This is a genomic window from Sphingobacterium sp. MYb388, from assembly GCF_037479535.1.
GTDB classification, from domain to species: domain Bacteria; phylum Bacteroidota; class Bacteroidia; order Sphingobacteriales; family Sphingobacteriaceae; genus Sphingobacterium; species Sphingobacterium anhuiense.
The window spans coordinates 89871-108568 of record NZ_JBBGYV010000001.1; the positions used below are offsets into that span (position 1 = coordinate 89871).

General features: G+C 33.9%; 15 protein-coding genes. 11 read left to right on the top strand and 4 right to left on the bottom strand.

Annotated elements, in window-relative coordinates:
* Both murI and WH188_RS00400 read right to left on the bottom strand, forming a co-directional pair.
* The gene (gene murI / locus WH188_RS00395) at positions 1-831 is read right to left on the bottom strand and encodes a glutamate racemase (RefSeq protein WP_132771981.1); all 831 of its coding nucleotides are present in this window, start codon (positions 829-831) and stop codon (positions 1-3) included.
* A gap of 52 nt (positions 832-883) precedes the next feature.
* Positions 884-2308: a glycoside hydrolase family 125 protein gene (locus WH188_RS00400; RefSeq protein WP_132771980.1), complete on the bottom strand. Its 1425-nt coding sequence runs from the start codon at positions 2306-2308 to the stop codon at positions 884-886.
* Between the two features lie 199 nt (positions 2309-2507).
* Here WH188_RS00400 and WH188_RS00405 point away from each other — a divergent pair, with 199 nt between their 5' ends.
* Together WH188_RS00405 and aroQ are read left to right on the top strand one after the other, a co-directional pair.
* On the top strand, positions 2508-4154 hold the full coding sequence (locus tag WH188_RS00405; RefSeq protein ID WP_132771979.1) for a gliding motility protein RemB: 1647 nt from the start codon (positions 2508-2510) through the stop codon (positions 4152-4154).
* Between the two features lie 56 nt (positions 4155-4210).
* Entirely contained in the window at positions 4211-4633 is a 423-nt protein-coding gene (aroQ, locus tag WH188_RS00410; protein ID WP_021189767.1) for a type II 3-dehydroquinate dehydratase, read from the top strand.
* 75 nt (positions 4634-4708) lie between these two features.
* Here aroQ and WH188_RS00415 read toward each other — a convergent pair whose 3' ends face one another.
* Entirely contained in the window at positions 4709-6883 is a 2175-nt protein-coding gene (locus WH188_RS00415; protein WP_031288146.1) for a S9 family peptidase, read from the bottom strand.
* A 268-nt stretch (positions 6884-7151) separates the two neighbouring features.
* Between WH188_RS00415 and WH188_RS00420 the strand changes: the two genes are divergently transcribed.
* Positions 7152-9350, top strand: coding sequence for an FUSC family membrane protein (locus tag WH188_RS00420; protein WP_168128045.1), 2199 nt, complete (start codon positions 7152-7154; stop codon positions 9348-9350).
* Between the two features lie 61 nt (positions 9351-9411).
* Here WH188_RS00420 and WH188_RS00425 read toward each other — a convergent pair whose 3' ends face one another.
* Positions 9412-9966 carry a ferritin gene (locus WH188_RS00425; protein ID WP_021189770.1) on the bottom strand — a complete coding sequence of 185 codons (555 nt, stop codon included), beginning with the start codon at positions 9964-9966 and terminating at the stop codon, positions 9412-9414.
* 394 nt (positions 9967-10360) lie between these two features.
* Here WH188_RS00425 and WH188_RS00430 point away from each other — a divergent pair, with 394 nt between their 5' ends.
* From WH188_RS00430 to WH188_RS00465, 8 genes are all read left to right on the top strand, one after another.
* Positions 10361-12940 (top strand): DUF3857 domain-containing protein, encoded by a 2580-nt coding sequence (locus WH188_RS00430; protein ID WP_339423041.1) that lies wholly within the window; start codon positions 10361-10363, stop codon positions 12938-12940.
* A gap of 56 nt (positions 12941-12996) precedes the next feature.
* Entirely contained in the window at positions 12997-13809 is an 813-nt protein-coding gene (locus WH188_RS00435) for an alpha/beta hydrolase (protein WP_237682866.1), read from the top strand.
* A gap of 232 nt (positions 13810-14041) precedes the next feature.
* Entirely contained in the window at positions 14042-14536 is a 495-nt protein-coding gene (locus tag WH188_RS00440) for a hypothetical protein (RefSeq protein ID WP_168128047.1), read from the top strand.
* A 207-nt stretch (positions 14537-14743) separates the two neighbouring features.
* Positions 14744-15466, top strand: a complete 723-nt coding sequence (locus WH188_RS00445; protein ID WP_132771974.1) for a response regulator transcription factor — start codon at positions 14744-14746, stop codon at positions 15464-15466.
* 6 nt (positions 15467-15472) lie between these two features.
* Entirely contained in the window at positions 15473-16831 is a 1359-nt protein-coding gene (locus WH188_RS00450) for a HAMP domain-containing sensor histidine kinase (protein ID WP_168128048.1), read from the top strand.
* Between the two features lie 130 nt (positions 16832-16961).
* Positions 16962-17474, top strand: coding sequence for a hypothetical protein (locus WH188_RS00455; RefSeq protein WP_021189777.1), 513 nt, complete (start codon positions 16962-16964; stop codon positions 17472-17474).
* Positions 17461-17961, top strand: coding sequence for a hypothetical protein (locus tag WH188_RS00460; RefSeq protein WP_031288155.1), 501 nt, complete (start codon positions 17461-17463; stop codon positions 17959-17961). Before WH188_RS00455 ends, WH188_RS00460 begins: the two co-directional genes overlap by 14 nt.
* Positions 17945-18694 carry a YoaK family protein gene (locus WH188_RS00465; protein WP_132771972.1) on the top strand — a complete coding sequence of 250 codons (750 nt, stop codon included), beginning with the start codon at positions 17945-17947 and terminating at the stop codon, positions 18692-18694. The genes WH188_RS00460 and WH188_RS00465 overlap by 17 nt, the downstream gene beginning before the upstream one ends.
* Positions 18695-18698: the final 4 nt, after the last annotated feature.

An 18698-nucleotide genomic window follows, 5' to 3' on the forward strand; every position in this document is an offset into this window, starting at 1 on the left:
TTATGTGACTTTAATGTGTGTAGCTTTAATTTTTTGACCGAAAAATATTTCTGCTTTTGATTCAAAATCAAGTGGATCATCGGTTGTATAAAATTGCATGCTTCCATTTTTAGAACTTTTGTATTCAATATCATGGTGCAGGTCCAAATATTTTTCTAAGCTTTTAGCGACGAGTGGTCCCTGTGAAATGATATTGATATGGCTGGGTACAAATTGCTTAATTACGGGTAGTAATAAGGGATAATGTGTACAGGCCAATATGATGGTATCAATATCAGGCGATTGTTTTAAAAGTTTTTCAATATCTTTTTCAACGAAATATTTTGCTCCTTCTGTATTGATTTCATTATTTTCAACTAAAGGTACCCAAAAAGGACAATCGTGTTGAAATACTTTTATTTCGGGATAAAATTTGTTGATTTCAATTTTGTAGGATTCCGATTTCACTGTCCCTGTTGTTGCTAGTATGCCCACCTGATTTGTTTTTGTGAATTCTTTTACAATTTCAGTTGTTGGACGAATGACACCCAGTACTTTTTTTCCAGGAGGAAGGTCATTTTGTTGGATTGAACGTAATGCTTTGGCAGAGGCTGTGTTACAAGCTAGAATAACAAGATTACATCCTAAATCAAATAACTTAAATACACATTGTTTTGTAAATTCATAGACGGTTTCGAATGAACGGGTTCCATAAGGAATGCGAGCATTATCGCCTAGGTAGATGTAATCGTATTGAGGCAATTGTTTTTTGATCTCTTTAAATACGGATAAACCACCATATCCAGAATCAAATATCCCTATTGGACCAATTTGTTTTTTTTCTTGCTCCATAAAAAAGTGCTATAAGTATTACCTTATAGCACTTTTATTACTATAGGGTAAACTATATTTGTTTAAGCAAAGATGGTTTTTCTTTATAAATTTTCCATATTAATTCTCCAAATAAAGTATTTTGCCATGCAAACCATTTTCTGGTAAAGTTTTTTGGATCGTCTTTATGAAAGGATTCGTGCATAAAACCTGTATCTCCATGTGTAGCAATCAACATTTTAACACATTCGATTACCTCTTTATCATTATTTGATGTAAAGGCACGCATCATGATAGACATTGGCCAAATGAAATCGCGACCAATATGTGGTCCACCGATACCTTCTCCAGCAGTACCTTTAAAGAAAAACGGATTGTTTTCTGATAGGATATATTGACGTGTACGTTGATATACGGGGTCTTCTACTTTTACTGCATCCAAATATGGTAATGAAAGTAAACTTGGAACGTTTGCATCATCCATCATTAAGAATGAGCCGAAGCCATCAACTTCAAAAGCATATACTTTTCCAAATTGTGGGTGATCTATTATTCCATGTTTTTGAACAGCTGCTTCCACTTCATTGGCTAGTGCTTCCATTTTAGTGGCTAAAGTATTGTTATTTTTGACTTTTCTTAAGATTTCTGCAGATTGTCTAAGGCTGACTACTGCAAAAAGATTAGAAGGAATCAAGAAAGAAAAAACAGTTGAATCATCTGAAGGTCTAAAGCTGGAGCAAATCAAACCAACAGGTTTAACGGGATATCCATAACCATCAACCTGCAGGGTGTCTGATCCTCTTGGCGTGGTACGCATAAATTTATATGGACCTAGATTTTCTTTACGTTGTTGCTCAATAAATGTCTGATAGATTTTTTCCTGTGCAGCTTCCCATTCTTCATTAAAAGGGCCTGCATCATTTGTTTCTTTCCAGTAGTGATAGGCGAGTCTGATGGGGTAACATAGCGAATCGATTTCCCATTTACGTTCGTGAATCCCTGGTTTCATGTCTGTATGGTCACTGAACCATTCACCTTTTTTTGTAGGATCATTGTAGAATGCATTAGCATAAGGATCTATGTTGATGCATTTACTCTGTTTATGTATTAATCCAGAAATCAGATTTTTCAAACTTTTATCATCTTTCATAAATGCGAGGTATGGCCATACCTGAGCGCTACTATCTCTTAACCACATCGCATCAATATCACCCGTAATTACATAGGTATAATTGCGATTATTTTCAACATATGGGAATACTGTTGTGTCTAAGGTATTTGGAAGACAGTTGCCAAATAACCAAGCCAATTCTTTATTACTTGTTGCTTTACCAAATGTTACAATTGCATTTTCAATAGCTTTACTTGAAAATAGACGTTTATCTGCAGGAATACGCACTGTTGGGAATGAAGTCTGATTCGAAGCAAAAGATACTTTGCTTGCAAATAATCCAGCACCCAATACGGCTGAATTTTGAATGAATGTTCTGCGTTTCATTGTTAAATTTCAAAAAGGTTATTTATTATCATACTGGTTTTCTCTGTATTGCAAGGTAATAAAAAATCGTTAAAATGGAAAGCAAATACGTTTTAGCATGTTTTTTTTGTAAATAGTAATCTTTATAAGTTTAAAAAAGCGTTATTTTGTTTTTTAGGAATAGATTTTGCTGTCCTATTTTACTGTATAAAAAAATCTCATGAAAGAAAAAGTGTCATTAAAATTTTTAGCATTTGCTGGAGTGCTTGCACTTGGTATGCTAAATCAGAACGAATTAAGCGCACAAATTAAAAATCAACCCTATTCCTATCAACTTTCTCAAAAAATGAACGATGTACTGTATTCGCCACATACGCGTTTACATACATCATCTAAACCATTTCTATTTACCGATGAATTATTGGCGAAGTTTGATTCTATAAAAACGAATCAGCCGGTAGCTTCGGATAATTGGTTTATGCGTAAGATATTTAATGAACATCTTATTGAGGTAGAGAAAGATGATTATACTTTTTATGCTGATTTATTGCCCGATATGATAATTGGGAAGGATATGATGGGAGATAAACGCCGTACTTGGATGAACTCTAGAGGTTTTCAAGCGGGAGTCACAGTGGGAGATAAATTTACATTTTACACCAGTGCAACGGAAAATCAGGCCGTTTTTCCAGAATATTTGTCGGATTATATCGATGATAGAAAAGTTATACCAGGAGAGGGGAATACAAAACATCAGTCTAATAATAAGAAAGACTGGATGAATGCAACTGCTAGTTTAACTTATGATTTTAGTAAGCATTTTCAGGCTACTGTAGCTTATGATAAGAATTTTATCGGTGATGGATACCGTTCGCTTTTATTGTCGGATTTTTCTTCTAATTATACACATTTAAAATTTACAGGTACGATTGGTAATGTTCAGTATACTTCAGTCTGGGCGTATATGAATGATCCAACCAATAAACGTTCTAATGCCTTAGGTGAGACTGAGCGATATGGTGACGGTAAGAAGTGGGGTGTTTTTCAGTATGTGGATTACAATGCTACGAATAGATTTTCGATTGGATTTTTCCAGGCCATCACCTGGGCAAATCGTGATGCCGCAGGTACTCGAGGTTTTGACTTTACTTATATTAACCCTGTGATGTTTTTACGTCCGGTCGAATCTAATAATTCAACATCTCCGGATAAGATGTTTTTAGGTTTGAATACAAAGTATAAAGTTCTTAAGAACATAACAGCTTATGGCCAGTTCCTATTAGGTGAATTTACGGCAAAGGAGTTTTTTGCGGGTAAAGGTTATGTGCATAATAAATGGGGAGCTCAGTTTGGTGTACGGGGATATGACATATTTGATGTAAAAAACTTAAACTTTTTAGTTGAATACAACACAGCCAGACCTTATACCTATGCCCACTTTGATTCTGGTTCAAACTACAGTAATAATGCTGAGCCATTGGCGCATCCTTTGGGAGCTAATTTTAGAGAGGTTGTTGGTATTGCTAACTATGCATGGAAAAGATTTGATTTTTCTGCGCAGCTGAATTATAATGAAAAGGGGTTAGATCTTGAGGATGGTTCAAATATGGGAGGTGATATTTTTCAGTCTTACCGTACTTTTGCTAACATGTATGGTAATCATATTGGGCAAGGGATAAAAAGTCAAGTCGTTTATGCAGATGCTAAAGCTGCTTATGTTCTGAATCCTAAGTATAATCTTAGATTCGAATTAGGTTATTCGCAACGTTATCAAAAGATACAATATGAGACCCCGCTAACGCATAAATCGGGTGTATTTAGTATTGGTCTTCGTTCAAGTTTTAGATCATTATATAGTGATTTTTAGTCTGTAAATTGTTTAAAAGAAACCGAGCTTGGTTGCTCAAGAAGCTATTTATTTTAATGAAAAACATATTAATTCTCAATGGACCTAATCTTAATTTATTAGGAGTCAGAGAAAAATCAATTTATGGAGCACAAGATTTTGATAGTTATTTTTCAACTTTAAAAAATAACTATGAATCTGTTGAGTTGAGTTATTTTCAAAGTAATACTGAAGGATTTATTATAGATAAATTGCATGAGGTAGGTTTTGAATACGACGGTATTGTACTCAATGCAGGGGCTTATACGCATACTTCTGTTGCAATTGCTGATGCTATTGCGGCTATTAATACTCCGGTTGTAGAGGTCCATATTTCAAATGTTCATACACGGGAGGAATTTAGGCATCATTCGTATTTGTCAAAGAATTGTGTAGGAGTCATTTGTGGCTTTGGTTTAGATAGCTATCGATTAGGAGTTGAAGCACTTCTTGCCCGCTAGTATTGATATTATATAATAAAAAATCCCCTTGAGCGATCAAGGGGATTTTTTATTGTTTTTAATTATTCAAATCATTTATTTCTTTAAATGCAGGTCAAAGTATCTGGCAATTTTTTCATACATATGAATGCGATCTTTCCCAGAAACATTATGTTCATGAGTAGGGTATAGGAAATAATCAACCTGTTTTCCTGCTTTGATACATGCTTCTACAAACTCCATACTGTGCTGTTGTACCACTACAGGGTCTTGAGCTCCGTGAATGATTAATAAGTCGCCCTTCAGCTGATCTGCTTTATCGATTAGTGTAGTCAATTTATAGCCTTCTGGATTTTCTTGAGGCATATCCATATAACGTTCTCCGTACATGACTTCATAGTATTTCCAATCCATTACTGGACCACCTGCTACTGCTGCTTTAAAGATGTCGTTATGGTGTATCATAAATGATGTTGTCATAAATCCACCGAAACTCCAGCCGAATATACCCATCTTGTTTTGATCAACAAACGATTTGGATTTCAAAAACTCGATACCTTTCATTTGATCAGCCATCTCTGCTTGTCCTAATTGACGGTGTGTTGCTGTTGCAAATGCTCTTCCACGAGCGTCTGTTCCTCTATTGTCCATTGTGAATACAATGTAACCTTGTTGCGCCATGTACATATCAAAATAACCCGCACCGCCTAACCATTTATTGGTTACTAATTGTGAATGAGATCCTCCATAAAGGTAATACATCACGGGATATTTTTTATTTGTGTCAAAATCACTTGGATAAATGATACGGCCAGTTAAAGGTGTTGCTCCATCTGCAGATGTCAACGTGATAAATTCTATTTTAGGAGGATTGATCTTTCCTAAAAACGGATTTGTTGATTCCACTATCTTTTCTGTTTTACCGGATTTTGTAGCTTTTATCTGAACAATATTTGGAGTTGTCAGATTACTGAATTGGTCTAAAATATAAGAGCCATCACTGTTTAATTTGGCATTGTGTGTTCCTGTACCCTGTGTTAATTGTATTGTTTTACCGGTTTTAAGGTCTACTGAAAATAGCTGACGATCTAAGCCATCATTAGTGACACCTGTATAATAAATTAAATCTCCTTTTGGCGAAAAGTCGCCTAGCTGCTGTACAATAAGATTTTGATGTCCTAATTTTTTGATCAATTTACCATCAGTATTATACAGGTAAAGTTGATTGAAACCTTCTCTGTCTGATTGATATAGAAATTGTTTTGGGTTATTTGGTAAAAACAATAAATCATTTTGAGGTTCTACCCATGTCGAAGCTGTTTCTTCAAATAATGTTTTGATTAGACGACCATCTTGTGCATTATATTGGTTAAGTTTTAGATGATTTTGTTCACGATTTAATACCCCAACATAAACTGATTGTCCAGAAGGATCCCATGTTACCGCTGTTAAAAACTGTTCTTTTGGTTCTCCCGTCGCAAGGGTAATTTTTTGTTTTGTTTTCGTATCATAAATGACCAAGGTAACTTCTTCACTTTTCATACCCGCCATCGGGTAGCGAATATCTTTGACTGAAGCTACACGCGTGTCCCATTGGATAAGCGGGTACTTAGTAACCATCGTCTCGTCTTTGCGGTAGTACAATAATTTGTCATTTTGCGGGTTCCACCACATACCTTTTTTGATACCAAATTCTTGTCTATGCGTATAGTCACTTCCACTAAGAATACCGTCTACTGTATCTGCAGTAACAACAGTTAATTGCCCAGTATTGTCTTTAATTTGTATATTATTACCAATTAAAAAAGCTACTTTACTGTAATCTGTTGTATATTCTTGATTTGTTGCCTCCAACTTTGTTTCCAACAGATGAACTATTTCTTTATTCTTTACGTTAACAGCGATATGATAATGAGCTTGTTTCGTATAGAGTATAAAGCTGATCGTATTTGCATCCTCCCATTTATAATCACTAGGAAAGATCTGCAAATTAATCTGCTCATTCGGAATTCTTGTTTTTAAAGCATTTTGTAAGTCATTTTTGCTCAGTATTATTTCCTCAGACCCTGTGTTCGTAGCACTTTTCTGAACTAAATTTTGATATCCCTTATCCAAATAACTAATGTTATTGCTGTTGGGTATCCAATTGCTGCTAATAAGGGCAGTCGGGGCATATGTACGAGGTCCAAAGACTGTTTCTTCTATATTCAAGTTGCGCTGACCATAAGCCATTGAACTTGCTAATAACAAAAGTAGCGTGAGTTTTTTCATGCATTTAAAGATTTTTAGTGCCTAAAATTATTGTTTTCTTTTGACTATTTCTCATTTGTGTTACTAAAGAAGGTCTTTTTTTTAAAATAAAATATTGATTTTTGATGTAAAACAATATTTTATGAATGTTTTATGGTTATATGTGAACTTTATAGGAGATGAAAATTTCTTTTTGTAGTATTTAATTTGGTACTTTTGCAAAAGTTAAATGATTAGCATATGCATAGTCTTTTATCGATATATTTCCACATTAATAATATAACCTACATTGCGTGATCATTTAGAAATAGTATGGCAAAAGGCACGGTTCTTTATCAATAGTCAACCGTTTCATGAAGGATTAAAAATTACGGTGGCAGTGCTAATTCCGGTTGTAATATTTGCTTGTTTCGGCCATTTGCACAATGGTGTAACCTTAGGAATAGGTAGCATTATTGCAAGTACTCCAGATCTGGTTGGTCCTTACCGGGAACGCCGTCAGTCCTTGTTTATCAATGTTGCTGTTATTTTCGCAATGAGTATGCTTACGCGTATACTTCCTTTTTCAGATGTGTTCCTTGGTTTGTTTATTGCTTTTTTCTCTTTTGCAGCTTGCATGCTCAGTGTTTTTGGTATCAGAGCTATGGGAATCGGAGCTTCTTGTTTATTGGCTCTATTTTTTAGTTTGACATTGACACATGAAAGCAGTCATCCTATAACAGAGGCTTTATTGATGACTGGAGGTGCAGTCTGGTATATGATTTTTGTGTTAGCAGTACGCTACATGAGACCTTATCGGGTCAGTCAACAGGTTCTGGCGGAGTGTGCCTATAAGATCGGTACTTTATTGCGTATCAAAGCTTGCTTCTTTGATGTTCATACTGCGATTGCAAAGACTCATAAACGTGTTATTCAGATCAATGTAATATTGAATCAACGACAGGAAAATGTACGTGAAGTTTTATTTTCTGCGGCTACTGAGAAGCAATTTGCAAGTTACCAATATAAACAGCTTACTTTTATTTTCGCGACCTTGATGGAACTGTTTGAAAGAATAAATGCTTCTCATCATGATTATTATCAGATTCGTGAAAAATATGGACATACAAAGGTTTATCAGGTCATACCTGAATTGTTAATTAGCTGTGCTCAAGAATTGGAGCGACTGACGACTCCAATCAGTTTATTGAAGCCACCGAAGAAAGCTATTCAATTTACAGGACAGTGGGATAAAGCCTATGCTGAGGTTATCGCTTTAGAGAGCCAAGAGCAAGGAACGACAATCGTATTGAAGAAAATCCTTGTTAATATCCGTTATGTCATGCAGAAAATAAGAGAGGTTCATCGTATTTTATCTAAATCTGAGGAAGTTCATGATCACTCTGAGTTACTTGCACACAAAGAACGTTTCTTTAAACAAAGAACCTTTTCGTGGCCAGCATTACAGGCACATTTAAATTTAAAGTCACCAATTTTTAGACACTCACTTCGTGTCGCTATTGTTATGTTGGTTGCTTTTGTTATTACTAAAACACTTCCTGTTTTTTTTCCAGAATACATTGCTTTGACAAAACATAGTTTTTGGATTTACATTACCATAATTGTTATTCTGCGTCCTGGTTTCAGTTTAAGCAAACAACGAAGTATTGATCGATTGAAAGGATCATTTCTGGGGGGCATGTTGGGATTATCAAGTATTTTCTTGATCACAAATATTTATGTACTCCTAGGTCTCATGTTAGTTTATATGCTATTGACTTTTACTTTTTTAAGAAGTAAATATGTTTATGGTTCGTTTTTTCTAACTGCCTTTTTTCTAATTGCTTATTATTTCTTTACAGGAGTAGATGATTTTGGCGTTCTTTTATTGAAGGAACGTCTATTGGATACTGTAATTGGCTGTGTGCTTTCATTTTTATCTTTTCATTTCATATTTCCTACTTGGGAAAGTGATTCAGTAAAGACGTATTTGAAAAATGTGATACAGGCGAATGTACATTTCTTATCTGTTAGTTTTCGTAAGTTATCGGGTGATAAAGTCGATATTGCGGATTATAAATTGGCTAGGAAAGAAATTTATCTCAGTTTAGCGGAATTGAATGCACTAAATGAACGTATATTGAATGAACCTATATTTCAACGCCCGTTCACAAAGGAATTAAATGACTTTTCTATTTTTACGCATCAATTGATTTCCTATGCTATGGCCTTTACAAATATGCTGGACCATAGTTCCGGTTTAGCCTTTCATGAGGAGCATGAACGGCTGATGAACAAGATTCTTTCGAAATTAAAAAAGACCTATACTTTGTTTGCCACTGATTCATTAGAAATTCTTGCCTTGAAAACAGCTGTTTCAAAAGCGCATATTAGTGATCAGAGTGACGAGCTATTAATTAGAGAGCAATTAGAATTAATGGATGGTCTTGTGGATAAATTGTATCATAATTCTTTAGATATTTTCTTACTGGCTAAGCGGTCGCTATAGGTAATTTCAGAAAAATAAAAAAGGTAGCTTTTGATTTAAGCTACCTTTTTTTATATGTATTTTATGCCAGCGGGTTTACTTGATCTGCAACTGGAAACTCTTGCCCAGTATTTCCGATTAGTTTGTTGAGTTCAAATCGGGCATTATCTGTCATATCTTCACCTCCAGCCAATTTAGCTTTGTCTAATAAGTCTAAGGCAAGTTTCTCTTCCTCACGTTGTTCATTAACAAGCCATTGAAGGAAATTCCATGTTGCCCAATCACCTTCTTGCATACTTAAATTTACTATTTTATAGATAGATTCTGTATTTTCTATTTCTTGTTGCAGTACCATTTCAAAGCATTCTAAAATGTTTTTAGGTTCTGGTTCTGGTTTCTTTATTGCATCAATTTTTACAGATCCACCTCTTTCTTGAATATATTCTATTATTTTGGCCATATGTACGCGCTCTTCTTGGGAATGCTTCATAAGAAACGAATTGACACCATCTAACATATTCTGATCAGCCCAACAAGCTAACATTAAATATACTTGAGCAGAATATGCTTCTAATGTAATTTGATCATTCAAAGCTTTACTAAGAGTCTGTGATAATCTATTGGTTGTTATTGCCATTTTTTTGAGATTTATGCACCACGAATTCGTATAGGTTTATTCGGGTGTCTGTTAAAAAATTGTATACCTGTGTCACATATGTTAATGTGTACTTTATTAGAATCAACAGCCAGGAGACGAAAATGTTTGCAGATATTCTTTTTAGGGATGAGTAAAATGAGCCAATTCTTTTTATTATAAATAGTTGAAAATGGATTATTCGGTGATTTTTGTGATGTTGTTTCTATTGATCACCTTGTTTATCTTCAGATTAGAACTGTGTGTATATATTATATCTTAGTTGTCTATATTATATCTTATCATCTTGATCTTTATGTCTATAACAAAGCAAAATTTTGCTTGTCATATCGATAATAATTTAATTTTTATATCTTTAACATAAGATTATTAACCAATGAAATTTAATTCATATTTATTTTTTTTATTCTTTATAGCGGTTTTGTTTAATAGCCATGTTCTGGCTAATAACAAACTTAATAAAGCTCCTGTTCCAACTTGGGTTAGAGCGAATAAACTTTCACCTTCAAAAATTGATATTAAAGATATAGGACAAGGGTATTATTATGATTTGATTGAATATCAGGTTAATATAGGGGAGCAAATTAAGTTTTTTAGAGATGTTAAAGTTTTATTTGATAGTAACGGTACTGAAAATGCAGGTCAAATTTCAATAAACTTTGATCCAAAGTATCAGCAGGTTACTCTTCATGAATTGAAAGTAATTAGGGATGGGAAAACTATTGATAAGCTTGATGTCGGTAAATTTACCTTAGTTGCTACTGAGACCGATTTATCTCGATTTATCTATAATGGAACTTATTCTGCTTATTATATATTGGATGATTTAAGAAAAGACGATAAGATCATTGTTTCATATAGTTTGAAGGGATTTAATCCTGTTTTTGAAAATAAGTTTTTTGACAAATATTATCTGCAATCTTATGAACCTATCGGTTTGGCAGTAGTTAATTATATTGTTCCGAAAAATAGGAAGTTAAATTTTAAATCGCATAACAATGCTAGTAAACCGCTTATAGAAGAAGGTAGTAATCACGTTTCTTATAGCTGGGAAGAGCAGTCGTTTCCTGCCGTTGAATTTGATGAATATGCGCCTGCATGGTATACAAATCTACAATGGATAGAGTGTACAGAATTTAATTCTTGGTCAGAAGTAGGGGGCTGGATGGCGCGGACTAATCCAACTGTAGATTTTAAAGACGGTTCTCCGCTAGCACTTCTGGTTGATAGATATTGGGCTGATTCTCAGGGGGATTCGATGAAATTTCTGAAAAAGATAACGCACTTTGTGCAGAATGATATTCGTTATATGGGAGTTGAGCTGGGTGAATTTTCTCATCGTGCTAACACACCAGAAAAAATTTTTAATCAGCGATACGGTGATTGTAAAGATAAATCGTTGCTGATGATTTCCATGTTAAAACGGAAAGGAATAAAAGGATCTTTGGTTTTAGCGAATTCGTACCTTACATATGGTATGGAAGATTATCTACCATCGCCAGGTGCTTTTAATCATGTTGTGGCTGCTATTGAGATTGGAGACAGACAACAGTATATTGACCCTACCATCACTAATCAAGGTGGCGGGATTACAGATTTATATTTCCCTTACTACGGTAGAGTTTTAAAAATCGATGATTCGAAGCATTTGACATCTGTTGATAAAAATGTCAATGGATTAACAAAAATTTCAGAAACTTATTTGCTAGATAGTAAGGGTGGAGCAATTTTAGAGGTTAAAACGAGCTATAGCGCCTCTAGTGCAGACTTTATAAGAACTTCATTTAAAGAAAGTGCAAAAAATCAAATACAAAAGAGTTATTTGGATTACTACAAAAAAATGTATCCCAAAATTTCCATTAAAGAGTCACTAAAATTTGAGGATGAGTTTGATAAAAATATTATTCATGTAACAGAGAGGTATTATATTGAGAAAATTGGTGAAAAAGATGAGGCGTCAAATAAAAATATCTTTGGCATATATGCGAGTCAAATTAATAATAATTTACCTGAACTTAATTCATCAGAAGGTTTAGCGCCTCTTGGTTTGTATTTTCCGTATTGCTTAGAATATGATATTCGCATCGTAAATCATGGCGGGGTTGAATTTAATCCAGAAAGAGAGAGCTCTTTCATTGATCGTGATTCTTATTATTTTGGTAAAACTGTTAAAACGTCAAAAGACACGCTTATTATCAGCTACAATTTTGGATTCCACAATCCTTTCGTAGCATCGAGTGATAAAAAACAATATGTTGATGATTTTAAAAACAGAGATGTTTTATTGTACAATGCATATTATATTGAGGATAATGGAATAATCGTTGGCTCTAACATTTCAGGTAAAATCAGTATGCTTACAATTTTTGGATGTGTTTGCATTATTTTAATCTGTGTTATTTTTATACTTCGCTATAATAAAACAGCATCATCTTCAATGATTCAATTATACGAGGAGCCCGAATACCATTCAGTTGGGGGATGGTTGATTTTATTAATTATTTCGATGGTAATTACTACTCTAAGAGTTGCGTATAATTTTTTTGAGTCTGGGTATCTAACTCAGGAGATCTGGGAGAGTTATAGGTATACTAGTTATTTTCCGGACTATGTTCATAAAATATTTGTTGCGAGTGAAATTTTATTAAATATCATTCTCTTAATGGGTTTTATATACTGCATCTATTTATTTAGTAAAAAAAGAGATCTTTTCCCACAAACTATGATTGTTGTGCTCGCTGTGATGTTTCTTTCAAATGTTGTTTTTACTTTTTTTAATTATTTTTATATGAGTAATATTTTAGCTCCCGATGTAATTTCTACAAATGTGAAGAATATCATCTACAGTGTGCTATGGGGGATGTATCTTTATAATTCAGAACGTGTGAAAGGAACTTTTGTAAACGCTTATAATCAAGAATTAGCGATTGATAAAGATACTGCACTTTCGGAATAGATATGACTACTATATTTTTATTTGCCAGTTTTATGTATGCGTTTTTAAATTAGATCATGATGTTGTATAAAATTTTTGTATTCTTTTGTTTAATCTTAACTAATTTCACTTCTTCAGCTCAGGGTTATAAATTGTTGCAAGATATTTCTTATGTAGAAAAGTCTGAAAAAGATATGTATAAACAAGAGCGCTGTAAGTTAGATTTGTATTTTCCGGAGGACAAATCGAGTTTTGCTACAGTCGTATGGTTTCATGGCGGAGGATTAGAGGAAGGAGAAAAATATGTACCATTGGAGCTTAAGGAAAAGGGGATTGCTGTAATTGCTGTTAATTATAGATTGAGTCCCAAAGTAAAGGGGCCAGATTATATTGATGATGCTGCTGCCGCTGTTGCCTGGGCGTTCAATAACATCGCAAAGTATGGTGGTGATCCTACTAAAATATATGTATCTGGGCATTCGGCTGGAGGTTATCTAGCATTGATGGTCGGATTGGATGTGAGCTATCTGAAGAAATACCATATAGATGCTAACCAGATCAAAGGTATAGCTCCTATCAGCGGACAAACAAATACCCATTACACTATCAAGAAGGAACGTAAACAGTCAATGGAAATACCCATTATTGATCAGTATGCACCTATTCATTTTGCTAGAAAGGATGCTCCTCCGACTTTGTTGATTACAGGTGATGCTAGATTAGAATTACCTGCCAGATATGAGGAGAATGCACATCTGGCCAAAGTGCTCGAAAACTTAAAACATTCTAAAACGGAGTTATTCCAATTACAGGGTTTTGATCACGGTGCTGTGTATGCCCCAGGTTGTTTGTTGTTATTAAGATGGATGGAGAAATTAGACCGAAATTAATAATGAAAATTTAGGAATAGATTAAGATACATTGATCTTGTTGATTTTTAATCTATTCTGATTTTTACGGTTTATAATCTTCTTTCAGATTTTGAATTGAATTCATCGTCATATTATTTTTTGTGGTTTATAGTAAATGAATGAGAATATTGCTTAAAGTGTTAGTAAATTAGCAATTGTACGAACTATTTAGGTAATTTAATGTTATTGATTATACTAAACTATGCCAATTATGAAAAACGAAAAGATCAATATGGATGCGCGTATTTTACAATATAATCTGCATTATGGTTTTATGGAAAATCCTATGATGTTCAATTTTGAATATAATCCTCACAGACTTATTGTAAGAAATTATGCGCTTAGGAATAATCACATAGAGGTATATAAAGGTTATCTGCTTAACTTTTTTCCAGATAGGGCCACTAAAGAATTGGAGCAGTTTGGTGTAGATATCTTACATTTAAAATACTTTAATAAAGACGAAGCATCAAAGTGGCTAATGACTCAAGATGTTAAAATTTTACAATCTGATATTAATGCAGATGATCAAGATGCTGTGTTTAATATTGTTTATTTATCAGATCAAGATGATATTAACCCTTATCTGAATGAGGACAATGATGATTTCATCTTGCGTCATTCTTGTCCAAATCAAGTACTTAAATCAAGAGAAAAAATATGGTTAGATACGAGAGTTGATGGAATTGGTTTGCAATTCTTATAATTTAATTGATCCGTTTCTGACCTTCTTCTATTTTATTTATTTCGTGCTGAAAACACCAAAGTATAATAAGGTATTTCACTTTTTATTTTCTAGCATGGTCTCTGGTTTCATATTCTTTGCTCCGATATGTCTTCAAATTTGTGTGTGAGTTACCAAAAGCTTATTTTTATCTTTTGAAGGAATTAAAAGGTAATCAGATATCATGTCATGAATATAGAGCAACAAAAAATTATCTTGGTAGAGGACGAACAAGATGTAGCTGATCTGATTGTTCAGGGCTTGGAAGAGGACGGTTATCAGGTAATTCATTTAAATAAAGCAAATTTATTGCAGGAGCTGCTTAGCAATCATGATATATCTCTCGTACTGTTGGATATATTGTTACCAGGTACCAATGGGCTGGAGATTTGTAGACAAATCCGGTTTTGGGGTTATACTGATTTACCTGTGATGATGCTAACTGCCTTGGGAACTCCCGAAAATGTTGTTCTGGGTTTGGACAACGGGGCTGATGACTATCTTTCTAAACCTTTTAAACTGATTGAACTTAAAGCAAGAATTCGTTCTTTGATTCGACGCAAGCATTCCATACTTCAGGCTACACAGCGGGATCAGGAACCAGTCCATGAGATATATAAATACGGTTTTTTTGAAATCGATGATTATAAAAAAATAGCTTATTGTGAAAAACAAGAATTAACGCTTACGAGTACAGAATATCGATTGCTTTTATTGTTTATCCAAAATCCCAAAAAAGTATTTGAGCGTAGCGAACTGCTTGATCGGGTATGGGGAATAAACTTTGATATTGGTTCTAATGTAGTGGATGTTTATGTTAACTATCTCCGCAAGAAAATAGAAAAAGTATCATCCAAAAAAGCTATACATACAGTGATCGGTATGGGATATGTTTTAAAAGTCGAAGATTAAGATTTTATGCATAATTATAATAAAAAGCTTATTTACCTCATTACCATTCTGGTTATCTATGTCTGTTGTTTTGTTGGTTTTATTTTTTATTCTATTTCCAATTTTGCGTTTCGCGATTTTTATAAACGGTTAGATCTGAGACGGAATATAGCAGCTGAGAAGTTTTTAAATAATGGTAGCGCAGATCAAAATAACCAATGGAGCTTAGAATTTATTGAGAATCTTGATAATCAGCACGAATTTCTTGTCGAGTTTGATGCCGCTGGGAATATTGTTAAGAGTCGCGGTTTTAATCGAAAGCTATGGAGTAAGATCGATAAAAAAGGTGTTTCTAATTTTAAATCCGATAGTCAGTTTTATTCGACCAAATTTTTTGAAAAGGATGGACGGAGGTATATAATTGGAGCTTCTGCTGAGAACTACTTTTATACGCATCATCTTGCATATCTTCGAAATCTGCTGATAATTAGTTTAATCTTGGGTATACTTTTTATTTTGGTAGTTTCCGTTTTTATGAAACGTTCTTTTTTGAAGCCTATCTTAACAATGATGAAGGAGGTGCAACAAATAGGTTCTGAAAATTTACATAAAAGATTGGATGAAGTTAAATATAAAGGGGAACTTAAGGATCTTGCCAGCACTTTTAATAATATGTTAACAAGATTAGAGACATCATTTGAAACTCAGAAAAATTTTATCAGTAATGCTTCACATGAATTGAATACTCCTTTGACTTCCATAATAGGGCAGGCAGATCTGGCACTATCAAAAGAGCGAAGTAAAGAAGATTATCAAAAAACTCTTTTGAAAATTATTTCATCTGCTGAGCATTTAGAAAAAAAAACAAAGGCACTTTTGTTGTTGGCACGTACTGGTTTTGTCAGTAATTCATCTTCTTTTAGTCCTGTTCGTATTGATCAAATTATAATGGATGCAGAGTTGACAATCAAAGCTATTAATGATAAGTTTCGTATTGTTACTGATTTTGACTTATTGCCAGATGACAGTATGCGTCTTAAAATTAATGGAAATGCTATTTTACTTCAATTGGCTTTGTCCAATATTATTAGTAATGCCTGTAAGTACTCATCTAATAGGACTGCCTATATTGCTTTAGGTGCTTTGGATAATAAGGTGTTTATTTTGATCAAAGATGAGGGCATAGGTATCCCTTCAGAAGATTTGGAACATATTTATGATCCTTATTTTAGGGCTTCAAATACCGATGGTATTGACGGTTATGGTATTGGCTTGCCTTTGGCTCGCAATATCATTAAATTACACGAGGGGACGTTAAAAGTTAAATCTTCTGTAGGAAAAGGAACAACAGTTGAAATAGAGCTCCCTACTTATCTTAAATTTTAATCCTATTCTAATCTTTTCATTTGTTTTAATCTCATTTTAATTTCAGCTTTGAAATTCTAATAGAAAGCTAATTTCAGCTTCATTCCATTGCAATCTCTCGGTGTTAACTTTGTATCAAAAGTAATTTGATATGAAGAAACGTATATTGATTCCTAGTGATTTTACAATAGATTCCCTTTTATTTGTGATCCAAAGTCTCGAACATTCGAAGGCGAAAGAAGTGGAGGTCGTATTGGTATATGGCAACCGCAGTAGTACGTCTATCAGTGAATTGCTAGGTATTAAACTGGAGGATCAACTGTCAGATCTTCATTCGGAAGATTTTATTAAAGCTTGCCAGATGATCTGTAATCGCTATGAAGATCGGAAGTTGGTCATATATACGGATATCATCGGTACCGACAATTCAAATTACTTACATAATTATTTATTAGGCGCAAAGATTGATGAAATCAGAGTGCCATCAAATTATGCATTTGAAAAAAGAACTAAGCATTTTTTTGATGTAGGAAAGGTTTTACTGCGGTTGAACGCGCGTAAACTGGGGCAAGTCGGAATTATACAGAAACCCGGTACTGAGAAATTTGAGTGTAATGTTTTATCTGATTTATTCTTTAAAAAAAAATGGGATGTCAATTATTAAAATAAATCTGCTGGTTAAATTCAACTTTATCTTACTTGCTTTGCTTCTTTTTTTAGCAACAACTATGGTGATGTTTTATGAAAGTCCAGAGCGTATGTTGGAAGGAGAATGGGTCGAACAAGGATGGTATTTTGAAAAAGTGGATAATATGCCATCTTTTCAAAAGCAATCGACGATTCATGAAGAAATTAAAAATACTCTGATTGCACATTTACCGCCTCTTCAAGACGGTTTGTGGCACTTTGAAAGAAAAGGAAGCCGCAGTTATATTGCCCATCATCATGATAATAGATATAATTGGTTTTTAAAGGGAAGAGGTCATATTTTGGAGCTACGGAAAGACGATAAACTTGTGGAAAGTTTTGTGATACATGAACTTAGTGATACCAGATTAATACTACATCTTAATTTAGATCTACAGGCTAAGGGAATTGCACGAATTGTGTTGGAGAAAGGAGAAAAAATAAATTATGCTAAGAAAATATAGTAATCATCGCACGATACAAGACAATATTAAATTGGGATCCTTGACTGCTTTTTCAGCAGGTATGGTCAATGTCGCATCGGTCATCGTTTTTTTTTCATTTACCTCAAATGTAACGGGGTATTATGCCATTTTTGCTCAAGAGATTGCTAAGGGTAACTGGTATCAGGGGGCTGTAGTTTTATTCTGGATATTATTATTTTTAATCGGCAGTATGCTTTCGAATATGATTATTATTCATGGAAAGGGGCGTTTTAGTGCTTTTCTTACTCATTCTATACCTTTAGTTCTTGAAATATTAAGCATATTATTTGTCGGCATTTATCTGGATTTTTTTTATAAAGATTCTTTACAGGAAACAGAAATCTTGGTGGGGGCGTTGTTATTCGCTATGGGGCTACAAAATGGATTGACTGCCAGTATTTCAAACTCAGTAGTAAAAACGACTCATTTGACTGGACTTACAACAGATCTGGCTATTCTGATTTCTATGTTTACAAAGGAATCTAACAGACATAATAAAGCACTTGTTGATAAGTTTAATTTATTGTTGAGTATAGTAATGGCTTATGTTGCGGGCGGGCTGTTAAGTGGTTTATCATTTGCTTTTTTGACCAATAAGACATTTTACGTAGTATGTTTTGTCCTATTGATCATAGGCTCTTATGATTACTATAAACTATATATTATCAAAAAACAATATGTGCAGCGACACCGCCAATCATTAGTTTCCTAGCTTT